Source organism: Streptococcus oralis subsp. tigurinus, from assembly GCF_002093545.1.
GTDB classification, from domain to species: Bacteria; Bacillota; Bacilli; order Lactobacillales; family Streptococcaceae; genus Streptococcus; species Streptococcus oralis_C.
This window is the reverse complement of sequence record NZ_LNVF01000010.1, coordinates 1-24,456: the sequence shown is the minus strand read 5'-3', so window position 1 is coordinate 24,456 and position 24,456 is coordinate 1. Positions and strand designations below refer to the sequence as shown.

The 24,456-nt window shown below is 41.8% G+C and carries 36 protein-coding genes; 31 read left to right on the top strand and 5 right to left on the bottom strand.

All coding sequences use genetic code 11. From position 1 onward, the window contains the following. The 5 genes from ATE34_RS09250 to pflA all read left to right on the top strand — a co-directional run bounded on the left by ATE34_RS09250 (position 1) and on the right by pflA (position 5,358). The gene (locus tag ATE34_RS09250; RefSeq protein ID WP_061598760.1) at positions 1 to 1,257 is read left to right on the top strand and encodes a DNA recombination protein RmuC; all 1,257 of its coding nucleotides are present in this window, start codon (positions 1 to 3) and stop codon (positions 1,255 to 1,257) included. Then, positions 1,247 to 2,188 carry a 3'-5' exoribonuclease YhaM family protein gene (locus tag ATE34_RS09245; protein WP_061598758.1) on the top strand — a complete coding sequence of 314 codons (942 nt, stop codon included), beginning with the start codon at positions 1,247 to 1,249 and terminating at the stop codon, positions 2,186 to 2,188. The genes ATE34_RS09250 and ATE34_RS09245 overlap by 11 nt, the downstream gene beginning before the upstream one ends. A 104-nt stretch (positions 2,189 to 2,292) precedes the next feature. Further along, positions 2,293 to 3,120 (top strand): pur operon repressor, encoded by an 828-nt coding sequence (gene purR, locus ATE34_RS09240; protein WP_002874197.1) that lies wholly within the window; start codon positions 2,293 to 2,295, stop codon positions 3,118 to 3,120. Positions 3,121 to 3,186: 66 nt separating this feature from the next. Continuing rightward, entirely contained in the window at positions 3,187 to 4,443 is a 1,257-nt protein-coding gene (locus tag ATE34_RS09235) for a diaminopimelate decarboxylase (RefSeq protein WP_084911827.1), read from the top strand. A 120-nt stretch (positions 4,444 to 4,563) separates the two neighbouring features. Beyond that, positions 4,564 to 5,358 carry a pyruvate formate-lyase-activating protein gene (gene pflA, locus ATE34_RS09230; RefSeq protein WP_084911825.1) on the top strand — a complete coding sequence of 265 codons (795 nt, stop codon included), beginning with the start codon at positions 4,564 to 4,566 and terminating at the stop codon, positions 5,356 to 5,358. 72 nt (positions 5,359 to 5,430) lie between these two features. On the opposite strand, the gene yidC is transcribed toward pflA, so the two are convergent. Both yidC and ATE34_RS09220 read right to left on the bottom strand, forming a co-directional pair. Then, the gene (gene yidC / locus ATE34_RS09225; RefSeq protein ID WP_025172373.1) at positions 5,431 to 6,360 is read right to left on the bottom strand and encodes a membrane protein insertase YidC; all 930 of its coding nucleotides are present in this window, start codon (positions 6,358 to 6,360) and stop codon (positions 5,431 to 5,433) included. A 77-nt stretch (positions 6,361 to 6,437) separates the two neighbouring features. Continuing rightward, entirely contained in the window at positions 6,438 to 6,716 is a 279-nt protein-coding gene (locus tag ATE34_RS09220) for an acylphosphatase (RefSeq protein ID WP_001174619.1), read from the bottom strand. 33 nt (positions 6,717 to 6,749) lie between these two features. Here ATE34_RS09220 and ATE34_RS09215 point away from each other — a divergent pair, with 33 nt between their 5' ends. From ATE34_RS09215 to ATE34_RS09165, 11 genes are all read left to right on the top strand, one after another. After that, positions 6,750 to 7,490, top strand: coding sequence for a TrmH family RNA methyltransferase (locus ATE34_RS09215; protein WP_084911823.1), 741 nt, complete (start codon positions 6,750 to 6,752; stop codon positions 7,488 to 7,490). Positions 7,491 to 7,545: 55 nt separating this feature from the next. Continuing rightward, entirely contained in the window at positions 7,546 to 8,229 is a 684-nt protein-coding gene (locus ATE34_RS09210; protein WP_084911821.1) for a Bax inhibitor-1/YccA family protein, read from the top strand. Positions 8,230 to 8,338: 109 nt separating this feature from the next. Then, positions 8,339 to 9,331 (top strand): aspartate--ammonia ligase, encoded by a 993-nt coding sequence (gene asnA / locus ATE34_RS09205; protein ID WP_000747987.1) that lies wholly within the window; start codon positions 8,339 to 8,341, stop codon positions 9,329 to 9,331. A 64-nt stretch (positions 9,332 to 9,395) separates the two neighbouring features. Next, on the top strand, positions 9,396 to 9,935 hold the full coding sequence (gene rsmD / locus ATE34_RS09200; protein WP_000706949.1) for a 16S rRNA (guanine(966)-N(2))-methyltransferase RsmD: 540 nt from the start codon (positions 9,396 to 9,398) through the stop codon (positions 9,933 to 9,935). Further along, positions 9,925 to 10,413 carry a pantetheine-phosphate adenylyltransferase gene (coaD, locus tag ATE34_RS09195; protein WP_061587983.1) on the top strand — a complete coding sequence of 163 codons (489 nt, stop codon included), beginning with the start codon at positions 9,925 to 9,927 and terminating at the stop codon, positions 10,411 to 10,413. Before rsmD ends, coaD begins: the two co-directional genes overlap by 11 nt. Then, the gene (locus ATE34_RS09190; RefSeq protein ID WP_084911819.1) at positions 10,397 to 11,434 is read left to right on the top strand and encodes a SepM family pheromone-processing serine protease; all 1,038 of its coding nucleotides are present in this window, start codon (positions 10,397 to 10,399) and stop codon (positions 11,432 to 11,434) included. Before coaD ends, ATE34_RS09190 begins: the two co-directional genes overlap by 17 nt. Before the next feature lie 55 nt (positions 11,435 to 11,489). Continuing rightward, entirely contained in the window at positions 11,490 to 11,720 is a 231-nt protein-coding gene (locus ATE34_RS09185) for a DUF1146 family protein (protein ID WP_084911818.1), read from the top strand. Between the two features lie 23 nt (positions 11,721 to 11,743). Continuing rightward, the gene (murA, locus tag ATE34_RS09180; protein WP_084911817.1) at positions 11,744 to 13,027 is read left to right on the top strand and encodes a UDP-N-acetylglucosamine 1-carboxyvinyltransferase; all 1,284 of its coding nucleotides are present in this window, start codon (positions 11,744 to 11,746) and stop codon (positions 13,025 to 13,027) included. After that, positions 13,014 to 13,208 carry a DNA-directed RNA polymerase subunit beta gene (locus tag ATE34_RS09175; protein WP_049537744.1) on the top strand — a complete coding sequence of 65 codons (195 nt, stop codon included), beginning with the start codon at positions 13,014 to 13,016 and terminating at the stop codon, positions 13,206 to 13,208. The genes murA and ATE34_RS09175 overlap by 14 nt, the downstream gene beginning before the upstream one ends. Positions 13,209 to 13,248: 40 nt before the next feature. Beyond that, entirely contained in the window at positions 13,249 to 14,073 is an 825-nt protein-coding gene (locus ATE34_RS09170; RefSeq protein WP_084911816.1) for a DNA/RNA non-specific endonuclease, read from the top strand. Positions 14,074 to 14,209: 136 nt separating this feature from the next. Then, positions 14,210 to 15,541 (top strand): hemolysin family protein, encoded by a 1,332-nt coding sequence (locus ATE34_RS09165; protein WP_084911814.1) that lies wholly within the window; start codon positions 14,210 to 14,212, stop codon positions 15,539 to 15,541. Between the two features lie 205 nt (positions 15,542 to 15,746). Here ATE34_RS09165 and ATE34_RS09160 read toward each other — a convergent pair whose 3' ends face one another. Beyond that, the gene (locus tag ATE34_RS09160) at positions 15,747 to 16,814 is read right to left on the bottom strand and encodes a site-specific integrase (protein ID WP_084911812.1); all 1,068 of its coding nucleotides are present in this window, start codon (positions 16,812 to 16,814) and stop codon (positions 15,747 to 15,749) included. A 360-nt stretch (positions 16,815 to 17,174) separates the two neighbouring features. Next, a complete protein-coding gene (locus tag ATE34_RS09150; RefSeq protein WP_084911808.1) occupies positions 17,175 to 17,906 on the bottom strand; it encodes a helix-turn-helix domain-containing protein in 732 nt (243 codons plus the stop codon). A gap of 164 nt (positions 17,907 to 18,070) precedes the next feature. Here ATE34_RS09150 and ATE34_RS09145 point away from each other — a divergent pair, with 164 nt between their 5' ends. Together ATE34_RS09145 and ATE34_RS09140 are read left to right on the top strand one after the other, a co-directional pair. Beyond that, positions 18,071 to 18,283 carry a helix-turn-helix domain-containing protein gene (locus ATE34_RS09145; protein ID WP_057595487.1) on the top strand — a complete coding sequence of 71 codons (213 nt, stop codon included), beginning with the start codon at positions 18,071 to 18,073 and terminating at the stop codon, positions 18,281 to 18,283. A 51-nt stretch (positions 18,284 to 18,334) separates the two neighbouring features. Further along, entirely contained in the window at positions 18,335 to 18,841 is a 507-nt protein-coding gene (locus tag ATE34_RS09140; RefSeq protein ID WP_084911807.1) for a hypothetical protein, read from the top strand. On the opposite strand, the gene ATE34_RS09135 is transcribed toward ATE34_RS09140, so the two are convergent. Further along, entirely contained in the window at positions 18,831 to 19,016 is a 186-nt protein-coding gene (locus ATE34_RS09135; protein ID WP_084911805.1) for a hypothetical protein, read from the bottom strand. The two genes, ATE34_RS09140 and ATE34_RS09135, sit on opposite strands and share 11 nt — an antisense overlap. A gap of 103 nt (positions 19,017 to 19,119) precedes the next feature. Here ATE34_RS09135 and ATE34_RS09130 point away from each other — a divergent pair, with 103 nt between their 5' ends. The 13 genes from ATE34_RS09130 to ATE34_RS09070 form a co-directional block, all read left to right on the top strand. Then, entirely contained in the window at positions 19,120 to 19,404 is a 285-nt protein-coding gene (locus ATE34_RS09130; protein WP_084911803.1) for a DNA-binding protein, read from the top strand. Positions 19,405 to 19,420: 16 nt separating this feature from the next. Beyond that, entirely contained in the window at positions 19,421 to 19,615 is a 195-nt protein-coding gene (locus tag ATE34_RS09125) for a hypothetical protein (RefSeq protein ID WP_084911801.1), read from the top strand. Further along, the gene (locus ATE34_RS09120; RefSeq protein ID WP_084911799.1) at positions 19,612 to 19,809 is read left to right on the top strand and encodes a hypothetical protein; all 198 of its coding nucleotides are present in this window, start codon (positions 19,612 to 19,614) and stop codon (positions 19,807 to 19,809) included. Before ATE34_RS09125 ends, ATE34_RS09120 begins: the two co-directional genes overlap by 4 nt. Positions 19,810 to 19,813: 4 nt before the next feature. After that, the gene (locus tag ATE34_RS09115) at positions 19,814 to 20,155 is read left to right on the top strand and encodes a hypothetical protein (protein WP_084911797.1); all 342 of its coding nucleotides are present in this window, start codon (positions 19,814 to 19,816) and stop codon (positions 20,153 to 20,155) included. Continuing rightward, positions 20,156 to 20,386, top strand: a complete 231-nt coding sequence (locus tag ATE34_RS09110) for a hypothetical protein (protein ID WP_084911795.1) — start codon at positions 20,156 to 20,158, stop codon at positions 20,384 to 20,386. 13 nt (positions 20,387 to 20,399) lie between these two features. Then, positions 20,400 to 21,122 carry an HNH endonuclease signature motif containing protein gene (locus ATE34_RS09105; RefSeq protein ID WP_084911793.1) on the top strand — a complete coding sequence of 241 codons (723 nt, stop codon included), beginning with the start codon at positions 20,400 to 20,402 and terminating at the stop codon, positions 21,120 to 21,122. Continuing rightward, entirely contained in the window at positions 21,115 to 21,594 is a 480-nt protein-coding gene (locus ATE34_RS09100) for a siphovirus Gp157 family protein (RefSeq protein ID WP_084911791.1), read from the top strand. Before ATE34_RS09105 ends, ATE34_RS09100 begins: the two co-directional genes overlap by 8 nt. Beyond that, a complete protein-coding gene (locus tag ATE34_RS09095) occupies positions 21,594 to 21,953 on the top strand; it encodes a hypothetical protein (RefSeq protein WP_084911790.1) in 360 nt (119 codons plus the stop codon). The genes ATE34_RS09100 and ATE34_RS09095 overlap by 1 nt, the downstream gene beginning before the upstream one ends. Beyond that, a complete protein-coding gene (locus tag ATE34_RS09090; RefSeq protein WP_049479651.1) occupies positions 21,953 to 22,417 on the top strand; it encodes a hypothetical protein in 465 nt (154 codons plus the stop codon). The genes ATE34_RS09095 and ATE34_RS09090 overlap by 1 nt, the downstream gene beginning before the upstream one ends. Beyond that, complete coding sequence (locus ATE34_RS09085) at positions 22,386 to 23,561, top strand: DEAD/DEAH box helicase family protein (RefSeq protein ID WP_084911788.1); 1,176 nt, start codon at positions 22,386 to 22,388, stop codon at positions 23,559 to 23,561. The genes ATE34_RS09090 and ATE34_RS09085 overlap by 32 nt, the downstream gene beginning before the upstream one ends. 10 nt (positions 23,562 to 23,571) lie before the next feature. Beyond that, the gene (locus ATE34_RS09080) at positions 23,572 to 23,787 is read left to right on the top strand and encodes a hypothetical protein (RefSeq protein WP_084911786.1); all 216 of its coding nucleotides are present in this window, start codon (positions 23,572 to 23,574) and stop codon (positions 23,785 to 23,787) included. A gap of 11 nt (positions 23,788 to 23,798) precedes the next feature. Continuing rightward, positions 23,799 to 24,113, top strand: a complete 315-nt coding sequence (locus tag ATE34_RS09075) for a hypothetical protein (protein ID WP_084911785.1) — start codon at positions 23,799 to 23,801, stop codon at positions 24,111 to 24,113. 11 nt (positions 24,114 to 24,124) lie between these two features. Then, positions 24,125 to 24,456: ERF family protein (locus ATE34_RS09070; RefSeq protein WP_180382696.1), on the top strand; the 332-nt coding region annotated here is incomplete at its 3' end.

Here is a 24,456-nt window from a genome sequence, read left to right as displayed (position 1 = left end):
ATGGAAAGTTTACTTGTTCTATTATTGATTGCTAACCTAGCTGGCCTCTTTCTCATTTGGCAAAGGCAGGATAAGCAGGAAAAACACCTAAGCAAGAGCTTGGAAGATCAAGCAGATCAGCTGTCTGACCAGTTGGATTATCGCTTTGAACAAGCTCGACAAGCCAGTCAGCTGGACCAAAAAGACTTGGAAGTAGCTGTCAGCGACCGTTTGCAAGAAGTGCGAATGGAGTTGCACCAAGGCCTGACGCAAGTCCGTCAAGAAATGACGGATAATCTCATCCAAACCAGAGACAAGACCGACCAACGTCTTCAAGCCTTGCAGGAATCAAATGAGCAACGCCTAGAGCAAATGCGTCAGACGGTCGAGGAAAAGTTGGAAAAGACCTTGCAGACGCGCTTGCAGGCTTCCTTCGAGACAGTTTCCAAGCAACTAGAATCTGTCAATCGTGGCCTTGGAGAAATGCAGACAGTTGCCCGTGATGTCGGTGCCCTCAATAAGGTTCTATCAGGTACTAAAACGCGAGGAATTCTGGGTGAATTGCAACTGGGCCAAATCATCGAGGACATCATGACACCTGCCCAGTACGAACGAGAATACGCAACGGTTGAAAACTCCAATGAACGAGTGGAGTACGCCATTAAGTTGCCTGGGCAAGGTGACCAGGAATATGTCTACCTGCCGATTGACTCCAAGTTTCCACTGGCAGATTATTACCGCTTGGAAGAAGCCTATGAAGCAGGTGATAAGGACGAGATTGAACGCTGTCGCAAGTCACTCTTGGCAAGCGTTAAGCGCTTTGCCAAGGATATCAAGAGCAAGTACTTGGCGCCACCTCGGACGACCAATTTTGGGGTCTTGTTTGTTCCGACAGAAGGTCTCTACTCAGAAATCGTTCGAAATCCGGCCTTCTTTGATGATTTGAGACGGGAGGAACAGATTATTGTTGCTGGTCCAAGTACCCTATCAGCCCTGCTTAACTCTCTATCAGTTGGCTTCAAAACTCTCAATATCCAAAAGAGTGCTGACCATATCAGCAAGACTCTTGCCAGCGTTAAGACCGAGTTTGGCAAGTTCGGAGGCATTCTGGTCAAGGCACAAAAACATCTCCAACATGCCTCTGGCAATATTGATGAATTATTAAACCGTCGTACTACAGCTATCGAGCGGACGCTCCGTCACATTGAGTTGTCAGAAGGTGAGCCTGCGCTTGATTTACTCCATTTCCAAGAAGATGAGGAAGAATATGAAGATTAGTCACATGAAAAAAGATGAGCTGTTTGAAGGCTTTTACCTGATCAAATCAGCTGACCTGAGACAGACAAGAGCTGGAAAAAACTACCTGGCCTTTACCTTCCAAGATGATAGTGGCGAGATTGAAGGAAAACTCTGGGATGCCCAACCTCATAACGTTGAGGCCTTTACAGCAGGTAAGGTTGTTCACATGAAAGGGCGCCGAGAAGTTTATAACAACACTCCTCAAGTCAATCAAATTAATCTCCGCCTGCCTCAGCCTGGCGAACCCAACGATCCAGCTGATTTCAAGGTCAAATCTCCAGTTGATGTCAAGGAAATCCGTGACTACATGTCGCAAATGATTTTCAAAATTGAAAATCCTGTCTGGCAGCGTATCGTTCGCAGTCTCTACACCAAGTATGATAAGGAATTCTACTCCTATCCAGCTGCTAAGACTAACCACCATGCCTTTGAAACGGGTTTGGCCTATCATACAGCAACCATGGTGCGCTTGGCAGATGCCATTAGCGACATCTATCCTCAGCTCAACAAGAGCTTGCTCTATGCCGGGATTATGTTGCATGACTTGGCCAAGGTTTTAGAACTCAGCGGTCCTGATCAGACGGAGTACACAGTGCGAGGCAATCTCATCGGTCATATAGCCCTCATCGATAGTGAAATCACCAAGACAGTTATGGAACTCGGTATCGATGATACCAGAGAAGAAGTGGTGCTACTGCGCCATGTGATTCTCAGTCATCATGGCTTGCTGGAGTATGGAAGTCCGGTCCGACCACGCATTATGGAGGCAGAGATTATTCATATGATTGATAATCTGGATGCCAGCATGATGATGATGTCAACGGCTCTAGCTTTGGTGGACAAAGGAGAGATGACCAATAAAATCTTCGCTATGGACAATCGTTCCTTCTATAAACCAGATTTAGATTAATAATTTAAGAAAAACGAGCATTTTTTACGCAATAATGTTCGTTTTTTTATGTGAATGTGGTATAATGGATAAAATATCAAAATTAAATGGAATGGTAAATAAAAATGAAATTAAGAAGAAGTGATCGGATGGTTGTCATTTCCAACTATTTGATTAATAATCCATACAAACTAACAAGTCTCAACACCTTTGCAGAAAAGTACGAATCTGCTAAATCATCGATTTCGGAGGATATCGTGATTATCAAGCGTGCCTTTGAGGAAATTGAAATCGGCCATATTCAGACTGTGACTGGAGCAGGTGGTGGCGTTATCTTTACACCATCAATTTCGAGTCATGAAGCCAAAGAAATGATCGCAGACTTGCGTGACAAACTTTCAGAAAGCGATCGTATCTTGCCAGGCGGCTATATCTACCTGTCTGATCTGCTTAGTACGCCTGCCATTTTGAAAAATATTGGTCGTATCATTGCCAAGAGCTTTATGGACCAAAAAATCGATGCGGTTATGACAGTAGCAACAAAAGGTGTGCCACTTGCAAATGCAGTTGCCAATGTCCTCAATGTTCCATTTGTCATTGTGCGCCGTGACTTGAAAATTACCGAAGGTTCAACGGTCAGCGTCAACTATGTTTCAGGTTCAAGCGGTGACCGCATAGAGAAAATGTTCCTTTCAAAACGTAGCCTCAAGGCAGGAAGCCGTGTCTTGATCGTGGATGACTTCTTGAAAGGTGGAGGAACTGTCAACGGGATGATCAGTCTCTTGCGTGAGTTTGATTCAGAATTGGCTGGTGTTGCAGTCTTTGCAGACAATGCTCAAGAAGAACGTGAAAAGCAGTTTGACTACAAATCACTCTTGAAAGTAACCAATATTGATGTCAAGAACCAATCCATCGATGTCGAGATTGGAAATATCTTTGACGAAGACAAATAAGAGATAGAACTAAAGGTTGGAACGATTGTCCCAGCCTTTCTTTGCAAATAGAATAGAAGGACGCTTATGAAAACACCATTTATCAACCGTGAAGATTTAGAAACGATTGTTGCAGAGTTCCCGACTCCTTTTCACTTATATGATGAGAAGGGAATTCGCGAAAAAGCGCGAGCAGTCAACAAAGCTTTTTCCTGGAACAAGGGATTTAAGGAATATTTTGCAGTCAAGGCCACCCCAACCCCAGCCATCTTGAAAATCCTCAAAGAGGAAGGCTGTGGTGTGGACTGTTCTAGTTATGTGGAGCTTTTGATGAGTCATAAACTGGATTTTCCCGGTTCTGAGATCATGTTCTCTTCTAACAATACCCCGGACCAAGAGTACGCCTATGCGCGTAAATTAGGTGCGACCATTAATTTGGATGCCTTTGAAGATATTGAACATCTAGAGAGAGCTGCAGGTATCCCAGAAATCATTTCTTGTCGTTACAATCCAGGTGGAGTCTTTGAATTAGGAACAGACATCATGGACAATCCTGGAGAGGCCAAGTTTGGGATGACCAAGGATCAGCTTTTTGAAGCCTTTGCGATTTTGAAGGAAAAAGGAGCCAAGACATTTGGGATTCATTCCTTCCTAGCATCCAATACCGTCACCCATCTCTACTACCCAGAGTTGGCGCGTCAGCTCTTTGAATTGGCTGTTGAAATCAAAGAAAAGTTAGGCATTTCACTAGACTTCATCAATCTTTCTGGTGGAATCGGAGTCAACTATCGTCCTGAGCAGGAGCCAAATGATATCGCCTTGATTGGTGAAGGGGTGCGTAAGGTGTATGAAGAAGTCCTTACGCCGGCAGGTCTTGGTCAGGTCAAGATTTTCACTGAATTGGGCCGTTTTATGCTGGCACCTCACGGAGTTCTTGTCACCAAAGTCACTCATAAAAAGAAAACCTACCGTACCTATCTGGGCGTGGATGCCTCAGCAGTTAACCTCATGCGCCCAGCCATGTATGGAGCCTACCACCATATCACCAATCTGACCCATCCAGATGGACCTAATGAGGTGGTAGACGTGGTCGGTTCACTCTGCGAAAACAATGATAAATTTGCCATTAATCGCGAACTACCTCATACAGAAATCGGTGATTTGCTGGTTATTCATGATACAGGTGCACATGGATTCTCCATGGGTTACCAGTACAATGCCAAGCTGCGTTCTGCAGAAATCCTCTATACCGAAGAAGGCAAAGCCCGTCAAATCCGCCGTGCAGAGCGTCCTGAGGATTATTTCGCAACCTTGTATGGTTTTGATTTTGAATCAGATCACTAAGAGGGAATGAAAATGAAAGTGAAAAACAGATTGCTTTCTAAAAAATAGACAAAAAACCTTGTTTTTCATCTCACTCGTGATATAATAAAACTATAAAACGGTTTCAAGGAAGGTGACGATATGTCTGAAGAAACAATTGACTATGGACAAGTGACAGGAATGGTGCATTCGACAGAGAGTTTTGGGGCGGTAGATGGCCCCGGGATTCGTTTCATTGTCTTTTTGCAGGGTTGTCACATGCGTTGCCAGTACTGCCATAACCCTGATACATGGGCTATGGAGACCAATAAATCACGCGAACGGACAGTAGACGATGTCTTGACAGAAGCCCTTCGCTACCGTGGTTTCTGGGGAGACAAGGGGGGAATTACTGTTAGTGGAGGAGAAGCCCTCTTACAGATTGATTTCCTAATTGCCCTCTTTACCAAGGCCAAGGAAAAAGGAATCCACTGTACCTTGGATACCTGTGCCCTTCCATTCCGTAACACACCACGTTATCTCGAAAAGTTTAATAAACTCATGGCGGTGACAGATTTGATTCTCTTGGATATCAAGGAAATCAACGATGAACAACACAGGATCGTTACCAGCCAAACTAATAAAAATATCTTGGCTTGTGCAAAATATCTATCAGATATTGGGAAGCCTGTGTGGATTCGCCATGTGCTGGTTCCAGGCTTGACAGATAGAGATGAGGACTTGATCGAACTTGGTAAATTCGTCAAAACCCTCAAAAACGTTGATAAGTTTGAAATTCTACCTTATCACACTATGGGAGAATTCAAGTGGCGTGAACTTGGAATTCCATACTCACTTGAAGGGGTAAAACCACCAACAGCAGACCGTGTCAAGAATGCCAAAAAACTCATGGATACAGAAAGCTATCAAGACTATATGAAACGTGTACATGGATAAAAAAGAAGCCTGATGGAAACATCAGGCTTTTGTGATGCAAAAAAGGCCTAGCCTTTCAGCTAAGCCGTTACTTTATTTTCTAGAATGTTGTTTACCAGCATTACGTTTTTTATGTTTCTTAGTAGTCGTAATTGCAGTTACTTGGTTAGGAGTGATATCTTTTCGCCCGCCTGTAGTTGATGCTGAACTTGCTTTTGGTGGATTTTTGGCAAATTCTTCACGTACTTTTTGACGAAGTTTTGGACGAACAACATAGTTAACGATGAACTGTTGGAGAATCATCATGAAACCACCGACAACCCAGTAAAGTGTCACACTGGCTGGTGCGAAGAGGGAGAAGACGACAATCATGAGTGGGCTCATGTAAATCATTTTCTTGAGTTGATCTCTTTGCATCTCGTCTTCTACTCCGTGAAGTGAAAGGAGTGATTGGAGATAGTAGAGGATACCAGCGAAGGCGACAAGGATCATACTTGGGGAACCGAGATTGATACCCAAGAAGGTAGAGCTAGATACTCCATCAGTATACTGGGCTGCAAAGTAGATAGCAGAGAAGAAAGGCATCTGAATGAGGATAGGGAAGCATCCTACACCACCGAACATGCTGATGCCGTTTTCTTTTTGTGCAGCAAAGAGAGCCTGTTGTGCTTCTAGTTTTTCTTCCTGAGTTGTTGCCTCTTTAAGGCGTGTTTGATGTGGTTCGAGCACATGTTTGAGAGCATTCATCTTTTCAGAGTGAAGCGTTGCCTTCCATGATTGGTAGATACCAAGTGGCAAAATAATCAAACGTACGATAATGGTTACGATAATGATAGCCACACCAAAGCCTAGACCTTTATCAGTAGCGAAGTATTTGATAGCCTCTGCCATAGGCGATCCGATAGTGTTCCAGATAAAACCAGTAGGTTGTCCTGTTGCTTTGTCTACTTGGACACAGCCTGTCAAGACGAGTAGCATAGCCACTCCCATAGCAGAGAGGGCAAAACGTTTAATAGATTTCAATGTTTTCATTCCTTCTTTAAAAATTATACCTTTCTATTCTACTGTTTTTTTGTAAAATATACAATAGTTCTAGAGACCTAATTTGCGACTTTGAAGTCTGGATAGGATGAAAAGTTGCTCATTTGTACATCTAGATAGGTAACTTTTGAAAAGGGTGTCGGACCTTTTCGGATTTCTTGTATAAATTTTGCCATGGTGGCAGAAGAGTCTGCCTGAGCGAGAATTTCCACTGTGCCATCGTCATTATTCCAGACACGACCGGTGATGCCACCAATTTCAAGCGCTAAAGTATAAACGCCCCAGCGAAAACCAACACCCTGCACCCTACCTTGGGCAATCATTCTAACCTTTTGCATACCAAACCCCTTTGATTGTGTTATAATACTTCTATGACTATTATAACCTCAAAAGCCAATTCTGTGGTAAAAAATGCCAAGAAATTGCATCAAAAAAAATATCGAAAGTCTACCTATTTGATTGAAGGCTGGCACTTGTTTGAAGAATCTGTTCAAGCAGGAGTGACGATTGAGAAGATTTTTGCCTTAGAAAGTTACCGAGATCAGCTAGCCACTTTTCCTCAAACTGTCTGGGTTTCAGAGGAGATTTTGCTGGATTTGGCAGACTCTCAAACACCACAGGGAATCGTAGCAATCGTCCAAAAAGAAGAAGTGGGTCTGCCCGATCTCCATCAGGGCAAGTTTCTATTTTTAGAAGATGTCCAAGATCCAGGTAATGTTGGCACCATGATTCGGACGGCAGATGCGGCAGGTTTTACAGGGGTTATTGTTTCAGATAAGTCAGCAGATATCTACAGTCTTAAGACCCTGCGTTCCATGCAAGGAAGTCATTTTCACTTGCCCATCTATCGTATGCCCGTTGCCGCTTTTGTAGAAGGGGCAAAGAAGAGTAACTTGCCCATTCTGGCAACGACTTTATCGAGAGATTCCAAGGATTATCGTGATCTTTCTCCCCTAGAAAACTTTGCTTTAGTTATGGGAAATGAAGGACAGGGGATTAGTTCTGTCATGGTTGAGAGTGCTGAACAGCTGGTTCATATTGGCATGAAAGGTCGAGCAGAAAGTCTCAACGTGGCAGTTGCCGCAGGTATATTGATGTTTTATTTTAGCTGATTTATAAAATCTTTGTTATAATCAAGACATATTTATAGAGAAAAGGAGAATCAGAATGAATCAAACGATTATTCAAGAACGTTCAGGTCTCAATCAATTTTACGCTAAGGTTTATGCCTTTGTGGGACTTGGGATTGGTCTATCGGCTCTCGTGTCAGCTTTGATGTTGACAGTCTTTCAGTCCCAATTGGTCTACTTTTTAATGCATGGCCGTCTCTGGCTGATGATTGCAACTTTTGCAGAACTTGCTCTGGTCTTTGTTGCAAGTAGCATGGCTGCGAAGAACAGCCCAGCAGCTCTCCCAGTATTTTTAGTTTATTCTGTTTTAAATGGATTTACGCTTAGTTTTGTCGTAGCCTTCTATACACCTGGGACCGTCTTATCAGCCTTTGTATCTAGTGCCCTTCTCTTCTTTGTCATGGCGGTAATCGGAATTTTCACCAAGAAAGATTTGAGTGGAATGGGACGAGCTTTGATGGCGGCGCTTGTTGGCCTCATCATTGCCATGATTGTGAATATTTTCTTAGCTAGTGGTTTTTTTGACTACATGATTAGTATTGCCATGATCTTGGTCTTCTCAGGTTTGATTGCTTGGGACAACCAAAAGATTCGCTATGTTTATGAGCAGTCACGAGGACAAGTAGCGACAGGTTGGGTCATCTCAATGGCACTCAGCATCTACCTAGACTTTATCAACCTCTTCCTTAGCATCTTACGAATCTTTGGTCGAAACGATTAATGAATGACAGAGTCAGTGTTCGAGAGAGCACTGACTTTTTCTTATTTACTCTTTTCTTTTCTTGGAAATAGGTGTATAATGCTTTTAACTAATTTTTGAGGAGCCGTTTATGAAGAAAAGTTTTATCCATCAGCAAGAAGAGATTTCCTTTGTCAAAAACACCTTTACCCAGTATTTGAAAGATAAGTTAGAAGTTGTTGAAGTTCAAGGTCCTATCTTGAGCAAGGTTGGTGATGGGATGCAGGACAACTTGTCCGGTGTCGAACATCCAGTATCCGTAAAGGTCTTGCAGATTCCAGATGAAACTTATGAAGTCGTTCACTCACTAGCCAAATGGAAACGCCACACCTTAGCTCGTTTTGGTTTTGGAGAAGGTGAAGGCCTATTTGTTCATATGAAGGCCCTTCGTCCAGACGAAGATTCACTTGATGCGACTCACTCAGTTTATGTGGACCAGTGGGACTGGGAAAAAGTGATTCCAAATGGTCAACGCAATATCGCTTATCTCAAAGAAACCGTCGAGAAGATTTACAAGGCTATTCGTCTGACAGAGCTAGCCGTAGAAGCACGCTACGATATTGAATCCATCTTGCCAAAACAAATCACCTTTATCCATACAGAAGAGTTGGTGGAACGTTATCCAGACCTAACACCGAAAGAGCGTGAAAATGCGATCTGTAAAGAGTTCGGGGCAGTCTTCTTGATTGGTATCGGTGGCGAGTTGCCTGACGGGAAACCTCATGACGGCCGTGCACCTGACTACGATGACTGGACAACAGAGTCTGAAAATGGCTACAAAGGGTTGAATGGCGATATTCTCGTTTGGAACGAATCTCTTGGTTGTGCCTTTGAACTTTCTTCTATGGGGATTCGGGTAGATGAAGACACCCTTCGTCGCCAAGTGGCTCTTACCGGAGACGAAGATCGTCTCGAGCTGGAATGGCATAAAGCCCTGCTTAACGGCCTTTTCCCATTGACAATCGGTGGAGGTATCGGACAGTCTCGGATGGCCATGTTCTTACTTCGTAAGAAACACATTGGAGAAGTTCAGACCAGTGTCTGGCCTCAAGAAGTCCGCGATACGTACGAAAATATTTTGTAGAGAATCGAACCGCAAGGTTCGGTTTTCTTTCTCTTTTTGCCTATAATTTGGTATAATAAACGGTATGAAAATCGTATCAGGAATCTACGGAGGGCGCCCCCTCAAGACGCTAGAAGGCAAGACGACGAGGCCGACATCAGATAAGGTGCGTGGAGCTATCTTTAACATGATAGGCCCCTATTTTGAGGGCGGTCGTGTCTTGGATCTCTATGCTGGCAGTGGTGGTCTGTCTATTGAAGCTGTGTCAAGAGGGATGTCCCATGCTGTCTTAGTGGAACGGGATAGAAGGGCACAAGCTATCGTCGCTGCAAATATCCAAATGACCAAGGAAGTTTCCAAATTTCAGCTCTTAAAGATGGAGGCTGAACGGGCCTTGGAGCAGGTGACAGGTCCCTTTGACCTGGTCTTTTTAGACCCTCCCTATGCCAAGGAACAAATCGTTGCAGATATCGAAAAAATGGCAGAAAGAAACCTATTTTCCGAAGAAATCATGGTTGTCTGCGAAACCGATAAGTCTGTAGAACTTCCAGAAGAAATCGCCTGCTTAGGCATCTGGAAGGAAAAAATATATGGGATTAGTAAGGTGACAGTCTATGTCAGATAAAATTGGATTATTTACCGGTTCATTTGATCCGATGACAAATGGACATCTGGATATCATTGAACGTGCCAGCAGACTCTTTGATAAGCTCTATGTCGGGGTGTTCTACAATCCCCACAAACAAGGTTTTTTCCCTGTTGAAAACCGCAAACGGGCAGTCAAAAAAGCTGTGGCGCATTTAGATAATGTAGAGGTCCTAGCTTCTCATGACCAGCTAGTCGTCGATGTTGCAAGAAGACTGGGTGCTAAGACCCTTGTTCGTGGCTTGCGGAATGCCACAGACTTGCAATACGAGTCTAGTTTTGATTACTACAATCATCAACTGGCTCCAGAAATCGAAACCATTTACTTATATAGTCGCCCAGAGCATCTTTATATCAGCTCTTCAGCCGTGAGAGAACTTCTGAAGTTTGGTCAGGAGATTCAGCAATATGTCCCAAACAGTGTTGTGGAGGAATTAGAACATGAAGAAAAAAACTAGATGGCCCTTATATGTCATCCTAGCACTAGTATTGACTTTTTTAGCCTTTGTAGTACCTTTACCTTACTACATAGAAGTTCCGGGTGGAGCGGAAGATATTCGTCGCGTTTTGAAAGTCAATGAAACAGAAGACACAGAAGCAGGAGCTTACCAGTTTGTAACAGTCGGTATTCGACACGCAACCCTATCGCATCTTGTCTATGCTTGGTTAACACCTTTCACAGATATAAGAAGTGCCAAGGAGACTACGGGTGGCTCTACTGATGCGGAGTTTATGCGGATCAATCAGTTCTACATGCAAACGTCCCAAAACATGGCCAAGTATCAAGGATTGAAGACGGCTGGGAAAGATATTGAACTCAAGTATCTGGGGGTTTATGTCTTGACCGTGACGGACAATTCAACTTTTAAGGGCGTTCTGAACATTGCAGATACCGTGACGGCTGTTAATGACAAAACATTTGACAGTTCAAAAGACTTGGTCGACTATGTCAATTCTCAACAATTAGGGGATACGGTCAAGGTAACCTATGAAGAAGACGGAAAAGTCAAGTCTGCAGAAGGTAAAATTATCACTCTCGAAAACGGAAAAAACGGGATTGGAATTGGTTTGATTGACCGTACAGAAGTGACCAGTGATGTTCCCATTCGCTTTTCAACAGCTGGTATCGGGGGACCAAGTGCCGGTCTTATGTTTAGTCTAGCTATTTACACCCAGATAGCAGATCCAGAACTTCGTAATGGCCGTATCGTTGCGGGAACGGGAACCATTGATCGGGACGGAAATGTTGGCGACATTGGTGGAATTGACAAAAAAGTAGTTGCAGCCTCTCGTCAGGGAGCCAACGTCTTTTTTGCCCCTGACAATCCAGTCACCGAGGAAGCAAAAAAAGCAGATCCCAATGCGAAAAGCAACTATGAAACAGCCCTAGAAGCTGCCAAAACGATCAAAACAGAGATGAAAATCGTTCCCGTTAAAACCTTGCAGGATGCGATTGATTACCTTAAAAACAACCCCTAATTCGTAGAAAAATCGAAAACTAGCGCGCAAGCGGATAAGATGGTATAATAGTCAAATGGTTCAATTATTATTCACTCTAAGTAGTCATATACTCTTTATTTATTTGAGTTTTTACCTTTTGAAAGATCTTGTGAGATGGGAAAAGGTTTTAAAAGTGACCTCTACTAACACAAAAAAAGTTCGTTTGTTGGTAGGTTTCTTTAGTATTGTAATGGGCTACATCTTGAGTTCATTCTTTATCAGTTTATACCAACTGTGGCAAGAAGCGCTTAGAGGACTATTATAAAATCAAAAGTAAAGGAAACAACTATGGAAAAAATTGTGGTTCAAGGCGGGGATAATCGTCTGGTCGGGAGTGTGACGATCGAGGGAGCAAAGAATGCAGTCTTGCCCTTGTTGGCAGCGACTATTCTAGCAAGCAAGGGTAAGACAGTCTTGCAGAACGTTCCAATCTTGTCAGATGTTTTCACCATGAATCAAGTAGTTCGTGGTCTGAATGCCAAGGTGGACTTTGATGAGGAAGCTCATGTTGTCGAGGTTGATGCGACTGGTGATATCACTGAGGAAGCTCCATACAAGTATGTCAGCAAGATGCGTGCATCCATCGTTGTCTTGGGACCAATCCTTGCTCGTGTAGGCCATGCCAAAGTTTCTATGCCAGGGGGATGTACCATCGGGAGTCGTCCAATCGACCTCCACCTCAAAGGTTTGGAAGCTATGGGGGCAAAAATCACTCAGGCAGCTGGTTACATCGAAGCCAAGGCAGACCACTTGCATGGCGCTCATATCTATATGGACTTCCCTAGTGTCGGCGCAACACAAAACCTCATGATGGCAGCAACTCTAGCTGATGGTGTGACGGTCATTGAAAATGCTGCGCGTGAGCCGGAAATTGTTGACCTCGCTATCCTTCTTAATGAAATGGGAGCCAAGGTCAAGGGAGCTGGTACAGAAACAATCACAGTGACTGGTGTTGAGGAACTCCATGGTACGACCCACAATGTGGTACAGGACCGTATCGAAGCCGGAACCTTTATGGTGGCTGCAGCTATGACTGGCGGAGATGTCCTCGTTCGTGATGCAGTCTGGGAACACAATCGCCCCTTGATCTCAAAACTACTTGAAATGGGTGTTGAAGTGACAGAGGAATCAGAAGGCATTCGTGTTCGTTCTCGACTTGAAAATCTCAAGGCTGTTCATGTAAAAACCTTACCACATCCAGGATTCCCAACAGATATGCAGGCGCAATTTACAGCTCTGATGACAGTCGCAAAAGGGGAATCCACCATGGTGGAAACGGTGTTTGAGAATCGCTTCCAACACTTAGAGGAAATGCGCCGTATGGGCTTGCATTCAGAGATTATCCGTGATACGGCTCGTATTGTAGGGGGACAGGCTTTACAAGGGGCAGAAGTTCTATCAACGGACCTTCGCGCTAGTGCTGCTTTGATTTTGACAGGTCTGGTGGCGCAGGGAGAAACAGTTGTTGGTAAGTTAGTCCACCTTGATAGAGGTTACTACCGTTTCCATGAGAAATTGGCTCAGCTAGGAGCGAAGATTCAGCGAATCGAGGCAAATGATGAAGAAGAATAAAAACTTACGTTATGTACTCCGTCGCTTACTGTTGATTTTTATTGTACTCTTGCTGGGATTCCTTGCCTTAGGAATCGGTTTGATGATTGGCTACGGGATTCTAGGAAAGGGACAGGATCCATGGGCGATTTTGTCTCCAGCAAAGTGGCAGGAATTGATTAGCAAATTTACAGGAAATTAGACTGGGAGACCAGTCTTTTTCTAAAGAAATAAGGAGAAAAATGGACAAAAAAACAAGACAAGCTCTGATAGGGTTGCTTATATTCTTACTATTGGCTGCTGGTAGCTACTACATTAAGCAGATGCAGACGGCGCAAAACGCCCCTAGAACAAAGGTTAGCCAGAAAAGACAAGCCTCAGAAGCTCCTAGTCAGGAGTTGGCAGAAAGTGTCTTAACTGAGTCAATCAAGAATCAAATCAAGGGGGGGCTGGAGTGGAATGGAGCAGGGGCCTTCATTGTCAATGGCAATAAGACCAATCTAGATGCCAAGGTTTCTAGCAAACCCTATGCGGATAATAAGACAAAGACAGTGGGAAAAGAAACAGTTCCAACTGTTGCCAATGCCATCTTATCCAAAGCGACTCGGCAGTATAAGAATCGTGAAGAAACAGGAAATGGATCCACCTCTTGGACGCCACCAGGATGGCATCAGGTTAAGAATCTAAAGGGAGCCTACACACATGCAGTTGATAGAGGACACCTGCTGGGCTATGCCTTGATAGGTGGATTGGATGGTTTTGATGCCTCTACCAGCAATCCCAAGAACATTGCAGTCCAGACAGCTTGGGCGAACCAAGCACAGGCTGAGGATTCGACAGGTCAGAACTACTATGAGAGTTTGGTCAGAAAAACCTTAGACCAAAACAAGAGGGTCCGTTATCGGGTGACGCTCCACTATGCGACAAATGAGGACTTAGTTCCATCCGCTTCACAAATCGAAGCCAAGTCTTCAGATGGCGAATTGGAATTCAATGTCCTAATCCCCAATGTTCAAAAGGGAATCCAGCTTGATTACCGAACAGGGCAAGTAACAGTGACAGATTAGAAACAATAGATACAATAAAAATAGCTCCTTTGTCTTCTAGAGACGGGGGGAGCTGTTGTTTAAATGAAAAATAATGTGAATCCTGATGGATTTTATGATATAATGGGACACAAGATACTATTTTAGGAGAAGGACTATGGAAGACCCGAGCAGTCAGAATTTGTTGCTACAGTTTGTATTATTATTTATCTTGACCTTGTTAAATGCTTTTTTCTCAGCCACTGAGATGGCAATGGTGTCACTAAACCGTTCCCGAGTAGAACAAAAGGCAGAAGAGGGAGACAAACGTTACATTCGTTTGTTAAAGGTACTTGAAAATCCTAACCACTTTTTATCAACAATTCAAGTCGGTATCACCTTGATCACGATCTTGTCAGGGGCAAAATTGGCAGATACACTTGGACAAGTAATTGCCTCTTGGATGGGGAACGGAGAAACAGCTTATGCCATTGCAAGTTTCCTCTCTTTGGCATTCTTGACCTACATCTCTATTGTTTTTGGTGAACTATATCCTAAACGGATTGCCCTCAATCTGAAAGATGCTTTGGCAATTCGAACAGCGCCAGTCATTATTGGTTTGGGAAAAATTGTCAGTCCCTTTGTCTGGCTGTTATCTGCTTCAACCAATTTGTTAAGTCGTTTAACACCAATGACCTTTGATGATGCGGATGAAAAGATGACTCGAGATGAAATAGAGTACATGCTCACCAATAGTGAAGAAACACTGGATGCAGATGAGATTGAAATGCTACAGGGAGTCTTTTCTTTAGATGAACTAATGGCTCGTGAGCTAATGGTGCCCCGAACAGATGCCTTTATGGTAGATATTCAGGATGACAGTCAAACGATTATCGAGAGTATTTTAAAGCAAAATTTCTCACGTATCCCTGTTTATGATGGGGATAAGGACAATGTGATTGGTTTGATTCACACCAAGCGCTTGTTGAATGCCGCTTTTGTGGATGGCTTTGACAATATTGTCTGGAAACGAATTCTCCAAACGCCACTGTTTGTTCCTGAGACTATCTTTGTGGACGATCTCCTTAAAGAACTTCGAAATACCCAAAATCAAATGGCCATCTTACTAGATGAATACGGTGGAATGGCTGGTTTGGTAACTCTGGAGGACCTCTTAGAAGAAATTGTTGGTGAGATTGATGATGAGACTGACAAGGCTGAAATTGAAGTCCATCAAATAGGAGAAGACACCTATATCGTTCAAGGCACCATGAATCTTAATGATTTTAATGACTACTTTGATGTAGAATTGGAAAGTGATGATGTTGATACCATCGCCGGTTATTATTTGACGGGTGTGGGAATGATTCCAACGACTGAAAAACTCAGTTATGAATTGGTCAGCCAAAACAAACAAATCATCCTAACCAATGACAAGGTGAAAAACGGACGTGTTACCAAGGTAAAAGTCCAAATCACTGAAATAGAGACTGAAGAAGAAACAGAATAAAGCAGTGACTTGAGTCACTGCTTTTTGTAAATCTATATTGTAGATACAGTTATCCCTATCTATTTGGAATAACAAAAAAGCCCGATTGTCCGGGCTTTTTATTCGGTTAATTCCTGTTAATTCAGGTACTGAAAGGCGGTAGACGGATTAAAAGCTATTGATTTATCGGGCTTTGTGGGTGTTTCGCCCCAAATCCGCCCCAAATTTAAGCAGTTAGGAATATTTCTTTTATTTGCTCAAAGTTTTTATCCGCTAGTGCTTCCATCTGGTGTGAGTAGACCTTTAAGGTTATATCTGGACTTTCGTGACCTAGTAGCTTTGATATGGTCACGATGTCAATTCCTTTGAATATCAGGTAAGAAGCGTAAGTGTGTCGCAAGCTATGATTTCTTACTGGACGGCCCACAAGCTTTTTTATCAGCTTGTTACACGCTGAGTTTGAAACTCCAAAACATACCCTATTTTTAATGTTTGCTTGCCAGTGTTGCTTTCTATAAGCTTTTAAAGTTTCAATCGTGATCTTATCAATTGGGATTTTTCTTTTTGAGCTTTCGTTTTTCAAATCTCCAAAATCTTGAGCCTTTGAATAGTCAAAGCTCTTGTTTATGTCAATGATTCCATTTTTGAAATCGATATCATCCCAGGTAAGCCCCAGAGCCTCAGAGAAGCGCATACCAGTCACTGAAAGGATGTAGAGGGTGAAATAGGACACGTAGTGTATATTCGAGCGTGTGGACGAAATTAGAGCCTTATACTCGCTTTCCTCTAAAAAGTCGTTATCCTCTGACCTGGTTTCTATTTGAGACTTAACCTTGGCATCTTCAGCAAAGTTGTAGCTGATCACTTGCTCTCTGACTGCAACTTTTAGAGCGCCTTTTATCTGATAGTGGAATTTCTCAAGTGTTTCCTGGGCATATTTCTCACCAAACTCATTGAGTCGTTTTTGGTAATACAAGGGAGTAATATCCTTTACTTTCAAATCTCCAAAATAAGTTTTGATATGCTTTAGATTTTTTGTATAAGTGTCCCAGGTCTTATCCTTGACGTGCGGTCGCTTGTATACATCTGACCATGTTTTAACAAAATCATAGAGCGTGACGTCTTTGTCTGTCAGTATATTCTCGGATAGATTATCCTCTATCTCTCTTGCTGCAGCTTGAGCTAGTTTCTTGGTCTTAAATCCGCTTTTTGATTTCTGCTTATATTTGCCGGCTGTATCTTTGTAAGATATTCGGTATTCCCAACCGTTATCCCTTTTTCTAAAGTATGCCATTGATTTTTCCCCTTTATTTTGGTAAAATGGGCATAGTAAAGAGGGCTTTTTAATGCCTCTTACTACACCAATCGCCTCACGCTCGTAGTCGCCAAACTTTGAGAGCGTGGGGCTTTTTTTATTTCTTGGACTTAAAGACACAGCCACAGTTTCGACAGTGCCAGTTGTGTTTCCCTTTTTTCCCCACAAATCCAAGTAGAACGAATGGCCAAGCGATAAGCCACCCAATACATCCTACACAACCGTTGAAACTTTTACGTTCCTGCATCATGTATTCAATTTGATCACTGCCACATTTTGGACAACGTCTTACATATTTAGCCATTATTATATATTCCTTTCTTAATTCCGCTAAATTTTTTAAACCTTATAAATATCTACGACTTCCCCGATTGTTCGGATGTCGTCGTTTTTTGACAAGTGGATTTCTTCGTATCCGCTATTTAGACTCTGCAAGTACCAGGAACCGTCATAATCTCTTTTCAGTTTCTTGACGAAATTCTTACCATTTACCTGGAAGATGCCGATTGAGTTGACATCAATTTGACTAGCTACTCTGATAAATAATAAGTCATTATCTTCTATGAGTGGCTCCATGCTATCACCTGCCACCTTAGCTATCGTGTCATATTCCTCTGGTACGTCTTCAGCTCTGAGCTTGACTTCCATGTGTAAATTATCTTCCTGAAACGTTCCATGACCTGCTGCAACCAGCCCCTCTACATAATCAGTAATGTAGTTCTCGTCATCTTGAGGCTTATTGAAAATAGAAATATTATTAGAGCTTTCTTGCTCCTCAAGTTGGTCTTTAGCATAGCTAAGGACTTTTTCTTGTCTAGGTTTCTCTAACTTATTGTAGATAGGTAAGATTTCAACCTCATTGCCGTTGAAATAATCTAAAGGTACATCGAAATAATCAGCAAGGATTTTAACAGAAGAAAGTCTTGGCTCCTCTTTGTCATTTTCCCATTTAGAAATCTTCCCTTTATTAAAGTTCATAGTATCAGGATACCTATTATTTAAATTGTTAGCTAACTCATCAAGAGTTAAGCCATGTTTCTTTCTAAGTTCTCTGATTTTGTTTCCAATCATTTTTCTACTTCCTCATTTCTTAATAATCATTATACTACAAAAGTTTCGTTTTCGCAAATATTTTTTAAAAAAATAAAAAAAGTTATTGACAACGAAACAAAGTTAGTATATACTAGAACCATAAAACAAAGTTGCGAAATCGACAACTTGGAAAGGAGAGACCTATGAGCGGTGTGATGGTGCTAGATAAGCCATATCTAAATTTAAAAAGCATTATTGTTTCAAAAGGAATGAAACAAAAAGAAATTGCTGAACAGCTGGATATGGACAAGTCAACTTTTAACATGAAAGTCAATCGTTACCGTGGACGTGATTTCACATTTTCGGAAGCTAGCAAACTTTCAAAACTACTAGACATCAAAATGGAGGATTTCTAGTATTTTTTTAGAAAAAAAGTTGCGAAAACAATAACTTGGAAAGGAGCAAACATGAAGCAATTAAAACTAAGTATTAAGCCTAAGCAAGAACCTACTGAGGGTCAATCTCTTAATTCTTCAGGATATTCAGTAAAAATCAATGACTGGGAGCTTGGTAGGAGGGTAACTGATTTTAAATTAGAAATGTCAGCAGACAAAAAACCAAAAGCCACAGTCACATTTACACCAGATATCCTTGAAGTCGACAATGTAGCAGTGGATCTTCAAATTTTAGAAGCGTTTGACCGAGCCTACTCAGACTTTATTGCCAAAACTCAAAACGAGAAAGAAAAATCTGAGCAGAGGCTGCAGGATATTGCAAAATCACTGACTATTATCGAACGCTATATTAGCTTAAGACAGTCTTTAACTCGAGAAGGATGGGAAGAGCTAAACAGCCTTTACGATTACCAACTGAACGAAAAAGAGCGTAATTTGTCAAAAGACATAACACTGGATGACAGTGAAACCAATGTCTTTCACAAACACGCTCAGATGGTTCTGGGGCTTATCGAATAATCCCCTGCATTCTATCTGCAAGTCTATTCTGCTCATTGATAGACTTAGACAGATTGCTAGCTACACGGCTATCTCTTGAAAATTCATCTAGGACTTTGGCGAGTGCTTTAGACAAATTTTCAGAGTTATCAATGCCGTACTCATCAAGAATCATCTTGATAACTAGATCATGCATAACATCACCTCCTTTCTAGCTTTATTATAGCAGAAAAGGGGGTAGCAAAAAAGCACCTGACGGCAATCAGGCGCTCAACAAAATTATTCAAGGAAATTATAACATGAATGACTTAATGAATCAACTATTAGATCAGTTTGAAGCTGGCTTGATGGATAGGACTTTAAAAGTGATGAACGTCATTACAGATGAAAAGAAACGTTATCCAATGGAACTGAATAAGTCGCAATGTTCCGAGATGCTCCTGGGAACAAAGGATACGACGACATTCGACGAGCGCTTCAATCGACACGCAGACTTTCCACGAATTGAGGGCAAGCGTGAGAAATATCCAAGGGATGCTGTTATTGAATGGTATCACGAACATTGGCAGAAAACAACTATATAAATCAAAAGGAGAAAATATGAAACTATTTACTCAAATCAAACTCAAACTTGAAGGAGTTATAAAATCGGTCAATCTCAACTGGAAAGAGGTCGCTCTGGACCTCAATCAATCACTGATTGAAACACAAGAAAAACTTCAAGAAGCGAATCAAGAAATCGCAGACTTGGAGAAAATCGTAGCAATCTATAAAGAAAAGGAAAATACAAAATGATGGAATACATTTACCTGGCAACAATCGTAGGGATTGGACTATGGTCGCTAGTAAATAAACTGGATGACCACGCTGAAATGAAACAAAAAGAGCGTCAGCAAATAGCGAGTAATGTCGCACGGATGAACCTGAGAAATTCAGACAAACAATTTACTTATGATGTAGAACCGCCTGTAGGGCTAGTTAAGGAGTAGAAACATGACTCAAGCTGAACGAATCAGGGAATATTATAGAGAGCACCCTGCTGCCTCATATGATGAAGTGGCCGAGGTTGTTGGTACAACAAATAGTAATGTGAGAGCGAACTTAGCCAAAGACATCAAGGCAGGTAGATGCGTTCGCTTGGAAGATAAGTCATACGACTACTCGCCTTACTATAACCATACACAGGCACTCACTGAGTTGGTTGATTGGAAGAATGATACTAGACGTGAGTGGGTGGATATGTTGACAAGAGCAGCAGAAAAAGAAACGGATAGCAACGTTATGCGTTTGCTAATCAAAGAAGCTAATAAATTGATGAAAGTGGTGACTAAGTAGATGGTACGAAATAAATTGACAGATTTAACCAATACTCTTTTTGCCCAACTAGAAACGTTGGACGACAGGGATCTTACAGCAGATGAATTAAAGGTAGAATTACAGCGCTCGAAACAAATGGTCGCTATCTCAGGTCAAATCCTACAAGCTGGCCAGTTGGCGTTAGATGCTGAAAAATTCAAAGACAAGGTAGGTGAAGTCAATGCCCCGATCGCTATGCTGGAAGGATGAGTACACGGAGTACATGCATGAAATATGCCCTGGTCGATTAACTCCCGAAGTAACTAGGTTACTAAATGAGAAATTTGGGACAAACTATACCAAGACTCAAATAGGCGGCGTACGCAAACGCCTTGGATTACCAGTTGGGAAAATCTATCAAGGCCGATTGCTGACGAGGGAGCAACATGATTATCTTGTGTCAATTCAAAAAAATAAGATTTCTCGTGATGTCGCAAATAAAATGAACCAAAAATTTGGCTTATCACTAACTGAGAAACAGATTAAGAGTTATCGGAGAAATAATAATCTACATAGTGGTTTGACGGGAAGATTCGAGAAAGGTCAGACTCCCCACAATAAGGGGAAGAAATACCCCAATATGCCAAAAAACAGCGGGCAGTTCAAAAAAGGTAATCGACCTCCGAATTATGTTCCTGTCGGTACTATCAACTACACAACAGATGGGTACCCAAAAGAGAAAATTGGAGAACCTAATCAATGGGTTTTGAAGCATCGCAAGGTCTGGGAGGACCATCACGGACCAATACCAAAAGGGTACTCAATCGTTTTTCTGGACGGTGATAAAACAAACTATGATATTTCTAACCTGGCATGTTTATCTAAGAACGAAATTGCTAGAATGAATCAAAATCATTTATTTACGTCCAACGCTGATTTGACTAAATCTGGTATTGGACTAACAAAACTTACAAATAAAATTAGAGAGGTAGAAAAAAATGGCTAGTTTATACGAACTAACAGGGATTTTTAAACAAATCAATGATATGGAAGGGCTGGACGAAGAAACAAAAGTTGACACTCTGGATTCGATTGATTGGACTGATCAGTTCGAGGAGAAAGTCGAAAATACGGTCAAGGTTATCAAAAATAAAGAAGCTGATAAGAAACAGCTCAAAGAAGAGATTGACCGTCTGACTGCACGATACAAGTCGATTGATAATGACATCATACGGCTTAAAACTGGCTTGCAAGGTGCTTTTGAAATCACCGGACATGACAAGGTTAAGGGGTTACTTTTTACTGTTTATCTGGCAAAAAATCAACCTTCAGTCATTGTGGATGAGGATCTGCTGCCTAAGAAATATTTTGTAATTGCAAAAAAACCTGACAAAAATGCTATCAAGGAATTGCTGAATGCAGGTAAGAAAGTCAAGGGTGCTACCTTGCAAGAAAGTAGAAGTTTGAGGATTAAGTAATGGAATTGATGAATAAAACACGAGTAACAGATTCACTAGCAGTTGTGATTGGACCGGAATCAATTGAAGTACTTGTTACTGAAGGTTTTCTATTCGATGTTGCGATTCGTTTTGTGAAAGTGGATGAAGCAAATCTTGATCAGGGAAATGAAAAGCAAGTATTCACTCCGGAATACAAGCTTGTCACAGTCGCTAAATATAAGGAAAAACCTATCTTTGAATCGGAGGAAGATATTCGAAAATTTGAGAAGCAAGCAAAAGAAGTTAAATCGCTATTTGCTTTTGCAAAAGTGAATAAACAAAATTGGTTTAACACGGCCCTTTATCCAGGAGTGCTAACAGAGAAAGTTGGTGTTTGATGAAGATTTTAGCTATTGATCCAAGTAGTAATAAAATCGAAACTAGTACAACAGGAATTGTACTCTTGGATAATGCGAAACTGGTCGATTATTGGGTAGTCCCTTATGGCGCTCAAAACTTCAAAGCCTGGTTTAAAGAGATTGGTCGCAGTCTTGAATTTGACATAGTGGTCGTTGAAAAATTTGAGGTTAGGGACAATGATTATTCCAGGGACAACTCGGTTGTAGAAACTATTGCAGCCATTGAGCTATGCTATCCGAATTTGGTTCTGCAAAGAAATGCTGGCTATCAGACAGATATACCTAACGACTTACTAAAAGCCTTAGGACTGTGGACCTTTGACAAGAGCCATCACAACGATGTGAGGGCAGCTGCAAGGCTCGGGCTCTTCTATGCCCAACGGAATGACATCGAGGAGGTGATTGTGGACATTGGCAATCGAATTACGCAAATGGCAAGCTGAAGCAGTTAAACGAAGCGACCGTAATTGCCCTGGTATTTTCCTTGAGGCATACGGTGGACGTGGTAAAACCATCTGTGCTTTTGAAATAGCAAAGCACAAAGGAGCAAAAAAGGTCCTGGTTATCAATAATCGGTTGGCCATTCTAGATGGCTGGAGTAGTACCTATCAAAATTTAGGCTATAATACTGATTTTGAATTAGAAACCATGACGGACCGCAGATTGCAGAACAGACTTGCAAGCGGTGAGTCTATTGAGTGCGATGTGTTCATTATTGACGAGTGGCAGAATATGTCTAGCGATTCCAACGTGAAGGCCTATCGCAAGGTCAAACGTGGCTATACAGTTGGACTATCTGCAACCCCGATCAGGAAGAAGGGGCAAAACTTCTATCCGCTTGAAAAAACATTTTTTGGAATGGCTGATCCTAATCAAAGGGAAAACTGGCAACTAGCTCACGGCAAGATGAAGTATTCCAAGTTCAGCTATTCTAAGCAAGAGTGGGATGACTTCCGAGATTATGAAAGCTATGTAAGTAATCTGCCCAACTTCTTCCGCTGGGAAGAAGTAGAAACTATTGAGGAAGCCGAAGAAAACAACGGATTTGAGGTTGTCTTTGAACCTATCTGGTGTCTAACAGCTAACCCGAACGAATTGGAACAATTTAGGAAATTGAATATTGTTGGAAAAGATGGTAAGTACGCCATGGCCAAACAAACATTTGGTCGAAAGACTTTTGAACGATATTTAATCCAGACAGGATTTGAGGTTGACTTTCCGAAGTTGAAGGCTGTCAATGCAGATACTCCAATGCTACTTCAATTGGATCTTCTACTAGCAAGTAGGACAGAAATGTTGATAGTTAGCAAATCAAAGCAGATTGTAGAGGTCATCAGAGAGCGGCACCCGGAAATTGGTATTTGGACTGGAGACAAGAAGGACTCTCTTGAACAGACAAATGTGGTTGCTACAAGCCAGGTTTTGGGTGTAGGAGTTGATGGCCTTCAGCATAAATTTAAAACTATTGTGGTCTTAGACCCCGTTAATCCATCTGATGGAGATTATGACGATTATCGCCAACTTTTATGGCGAGTAACAGGCAGCCGTCAACAACATGATGTGCGTGTCATTGAATTTTATTTTTAAGGAGAAACAAATGCGAATTAAAAAAATTATCAGTCAATACCGAAGAGATTTCACAGCAGAATATGAATGTGAACATTGTGGCTTCATGAAAACTAATAGCGGATATGATGACGCAAACTTTCATAATAACGTGGTCCCAAATATGGAATGCGAGAAATGTGGAAAGAAAGCAGATTCTAATTACAGACCTCTTGCTCCAAAATACCCAGAAGATTATCAAATTTAAGGAGAATCAAAATGAAACTTTCAAGTGATTATATTGTAATGCGTGACAAACAAAGCGGGCACTTTTTAAATGAACTCAAGAACAATCGTTCTTCATTAGCTACCAAGGCCAGTTTTGTAGACGATATTCGAGGTGCTCTTACAATGCCATACAATTCTTATCTCGAACAGAAAACAGCGGTAAAATCATTGGCCAAAGTACACGGATTGGAGATTATTCGGGTTAAGGCTACATTTGAACTTACTTATCCAAATGGTGGCGATGTTCAAAAAATCGAGCGTCAAAATACTAAGCCTGATTTGTTTGATCTATTGAGAAGTTTATAAAGGGGAACTGTATGGTAACAAAACAACAATCCCCAATCTTTGTCACTTTACAGAGCATCCAGCAGAGTTTAGTTGCTCCCAAAGGACAGTATAACAGTTTTGGTAAGTACAGCTATCGAAGCGCAGAGGACATCTTAGAAGCGCTGAAGCCAATACTGAAGGAACATGATGCGGTATTGGTTTTACAAGATGGAATTGTACAAATCGGTGACAGGTACTATGTTGAAGCAACTGCGACTCTTTATGCGGTTGGTGAAACTATTGGGACTACAGCCTATGCTAGAGAAGATGATAGCAAAAAAGGGATGGATGGTAGTCAAGTTACAGGTGCTGCATCCAGCTA

What these genes read in the sequence shown, in the direction of transcription:
- rsmD (WP_000706949.1), top strand. Translation starts at nt 9,396, where the DNA reads ATGAAAATCGTATCAGGAATCTACGGAGGGCGCCCCCTCAAGACGCTA.
- purR (WP_002874197.1), top strand. Translation starts at nt 2,293, where the DNA reads ATGAAATTAAGAAGAAGTGATCGGATGGTTGTCATTTCCAACTATTTG.
- ATE34_RS09095 (WP_084911790.1), top strand. Translation starts at nt 21,594, where the DNA reads ATGGAATTGATGAATAAAACACGAGTAACAGATTCACTAGCAGTTGTG.
- ATE34_RS09215 (WP_084911823.1), top strand. Translation starts at nt 6,750, where the DNA reads ATGACTATTATAACCTCAAAAGCCAATTCTGTGGTAAAAAATGCCAAG.
- ATE34_RS09135 (WP_084911805.1), bottom strand. Translation starts at nt 19,016, where the DNA reads ATGCATGATCTAGTTATCAAGATGATTCTTGATGAGTACGGCATTGAT.
- ATE34_RS09175 (WP_049537744.1), top strand. Translation starts at nt 13,014, where the DNA reads ATGAAGAAGAATAAAAACTTACGTTATGTACTCCGTCGCTTACTGTTG.
- ATE34_RS09250 (WP_061598760.1), top strand. Translation starts at nt 1, where the DNA reads ATGGAAAGTTTACTTGTTCTATTATTGATTGCTAACCTAGCTGGCCTC.
- ATE34_RS09090 (WP_049479651.1), top strand. Translation starts at nt 21,953, where the DNA reads ATGAAGATTTTAGCTATTGATCCAAGTAGTAATAAAATCGAAACTAGT.
- ATE34_RS09140 (WP_084911807.1), top strand. Translation starts at nt 18,335, where the DNA reads ATGAAGCAATTAAAACTAAGTATTAAGCCTAAGCAAGAACCTACTGAG.
- ATE34_RS09115 (WP_084911797.1), top strand. Translation starts at nt 19,814, where the DNA reads ATGACTCAAGCTGAACGAATCAGGGAATATTATAGAGAGCACCCTGCT.
- ATE34_RS09130 (WP_084911803.1), top strand. Translation starts at nt 19,120, where the DNA reads ATGAATGACTTAATGAATCAACTATTAGATCAGTTTGAAGCTGGCTTG.
- coaD (WP_061587983.1), top strand. Translation starts at nt 9,925, where the DNA reads ATGTCAGATAAAATTGGATTATTTACCGGTTCATTTGATCCGATGACA.
- ATE34_RS09125 (WP_084911801.1), top strand. Translation starts at nt 19,421, where the DNA reads ATGAAACTATTTACTCAAATCAAACTCAAACTTGAAGGAGTTATAAAA.
- asnA (WP_000747987.1), top strand. Translation starts at nt 8,339, where the DNA reads ATGAAGAAAAGTTTTATCCATCAGCAAGAAGAGATTTCCTTTGTCAAA.
- ATE34_RS09120 (WP_084911799.1), top strand. Translation starts at nt 19,612, where the DNA reads ATGATGGAATACATTTACCTGGCAACAATCGTAGGGATTGGACTATGG.
- ATE34_RS09160 (WP_084911812.1), bottom strand. Translation starts at nt 16,814, where the DNA reads ATGGCATACTTTAGAAAAAGGGATAACGGTTGGGAATACCGAATATCT.
- ATE34_RS09110 (WP_084911795.1), top strand. Translation starts at nt 20,156, where the DNA reads ATGGTACGAAATAAATTGACAGATTTAACCAATACTCTTTTTGCCCAA.
- ATE34_RS09165 (WP_084911814.1), top strand. Translation starts at nt 14,210, where the DNA reads ATGGAAGACCCGAGCAGTCAGAATTTGTTGCTACAGTTTGTATTATTA.
- ATE34_RS09150 (WP_084911808.1), bottom strand. Translation starts at nt 17,906, where the DNA reads ATGATTGGAAACAAAATCAGAGAACTTAGAAAGAAACATGGCTTAACT.
- murA (WP_084911817.1), top strand. Translation starts at nt 11,744, where the DNA reads ATGGAAAAAATTGTGGTTCAAGGCGGGGATAATCGTCTGGTCGGGAGT.
- ATE34_RS09080 (WP_084911786.1), top strand. Translation starts at nt 23,572, where the DNA reads ATGCGAATTAAAAAAATTATCAGTCAATACCGAAGAGATTTCACAGCA.
- ATE34_RS09075 (WP_084911785.1), top strand. Translation starts at nt 23,799, where the DNA reads ATGAAACTTTCAAGTGATTATATTGTAATGCGTGACAAACAAAGCGGG.
- ATE34_RS09235 (WP_084911827.1), top strand. Translation starts at nt 3,187, where the DNA reads ATGAAAACACCATTTATCAACCGTGAAGATTTAGAAACGATTGTTGCA.
- ATE34_RS09190 (WP_084911819.1), top strand. Translation starts at nt 10,397, where the DNA reads ATGAAGAAAAAAACTAGATGGCCCTTATATGTCATCCTAGCACTAGTA.
- pflA (WP_084911825.1), top strand. Translation starts at nt 4,564, where the DNA reads ATGTCTGAAGAAACAATTGACTATGGACAAGTGACAGGAATGGTGCAT.
- ATE34_RS09105 (WP_084911793.1), top strand. Translation starts at nt 20,400, where the DNA reads ATGCATGAAATATGCCCTGGTCGATTAACTCCCGAAGTAACTAGGTTA.
- ATE34_RS09170 (WP_084911816.1), top strand. Translation starts at nt 13,249, where the DNA reads ATGGACAAAAAAACAAGACAAGCTCTGATAGGGTTGCTTATATTCTTA.
- ATE34_RS09210 (WP_084911821.1), top strand. Translation starts at nt 7,546, where the DNA reads ATGAATCAAACGATTATTCAAGAACGTTCAGGTCTCAATCAATTTTAC.
- ATE34_RS09220 (WP_001174619.1), bottom strand. Translation starts at nt 6,716, where the DNA reads ATGCAAAAGGTTAGAATGATTGCCCAAGGTAGGGTGCAGGGTGTTGGT.
- ATE34_RS09185 (WP_084911818.1), top strand. Translation starts at nt 11,490, where the DNA reads ATGGTTCAATTATTATTCACTCTAAGTAGTCATATACTCTTTATTTAT.
- ATE34_RS09245 (WP_061598758.1), top strand. Translation starts at nt 1,247, where the DNA reads ATGAAGATTAGTCACATGAAAAAAGATGAGCTGTTTGAAGGCTTTTAC.
- ATE34_RS09145 (WP_057595487.1), top strand. Translation starts at nt 18,071, where the DNA reads ATGAGCGGTGTGATGGTGCTAGATAAGCCATATCTAAATTTAAAAAGC.
- ATE34_RS09100 (WP_084911791.1), top strand. Translation starts at nt 21,115, where the DNA reads ATGGCTAGTTTATACGAACTAACAGGGATTTTTAAACAAATCAATGAT.